The organism is Nocardia sp. NPDC050799 (assembly GCF_040654015.1).
Taxonomy (GTDB): domain Bacteria; phylum Actinomycetota; class Actinomycetes; order Mycobacteriales; family Mycobacteriaceae; genus Nocardia.
Genome location: NZ_JBFAHF010000147.1, coordinates 1 through 1,002 on the forward strand (window position 1 = coordinate 1; position 1,002 = coordinate 1,002).

The window sequence follows — 1,002 nt, forward strand, 5'->3', positions numbered from 1 at the left end:
GAGAGCTGGGGTGAGCAGGCCGGCGGCGGGGCGCTGCCGGTGGCCTGGTGGTCGATATTCAACGATGCGTCGCTGTCGCAACTGGTGCAGCGCGCGGCGGCCGGCAACCTGGATCTGCAGCTCGCCACGGCGCGCATGCAGCAAAGCCGCGCCTTGCTGGGCGTGACAGAGGCGGCGCTGATGCCGGATCTGAGCCTGGACGGCGCCTATCAGCGCCAGCGCGCCACCTCGGTGGGCAGCATGGATCCGTCCGGCAACGGCGGAGAGGCGGATTATAACCTCTGGCGCGGCGGATCCAGCGCCACCTGGGAGCTGGACATGTGGGGCAAGCTGCGTCGCGCGTCGGAAAGTGCGCGCGCCGGCTTTGCCGCTTCGCAGGAGAACCGGCGCGCACTGCTGACGTCGGTGACGGCGGAGGTGGCGAGCGACTATCTACGCCTGCGCGCCACGCAGCAACAGCTGGCGGTGGCGCAGGAAAACCGCGCCACGGCGCTGCGCACGCTGCAGCTGACGCAAAGCCGTTATCAGAGCGGCGCGGGCAACGAACTGGATGTCGATCAGGCGCAGGTGCAGTTGGCGCAGGTGGATGCCCTGCTGCCGGCGCTGTTCGATAGGCAGGAACGCTTGATCAACGCCATCAGCCTGCTGTTGGGCGAGCGGCCGGGCGCGCTGAAAGCGATGTTGTCGCCGACGGGGCCGCTGCCGACGCTGGCGCGCGCGGTGCCGATGGGCGTGCCGTCGGATCTGGCGCTGCGCAGGCCGGATATTCGCGAAGCGGCGGAGCGTTTGCATCAGGCAACCGCCGAGATCGGCATCGCCACCGCCGACTACTATCCGCGCATCACGCTGACCGGCAATGCGGGCTATCAGGCACTGGCGCTGGCGGATATGGGCAGTTGGTCCACGCATACCTTCGCCATCGGCCCCGCCCTGTATTTGCCGCTGTTCGACGGAGGGAAAATCACCCAACGGGTGCGCCTGAGCGAATACCGGCAGCAGGAA

Annotated in this window: 1 protein-coding gene; it reads left to right on the top strand. The window is 68.4% G+C overall.

Annotation, left to right across the window (positions count from 1 at the left end; genetic code table 11):
• On the top strand, positions 1 to 1,002 hold a 1,002-nt coding region (locus AB0H42_RS36010), incomplete at both ends, for an efflux transporter outer membrane subunit (protein WP_357064416.1).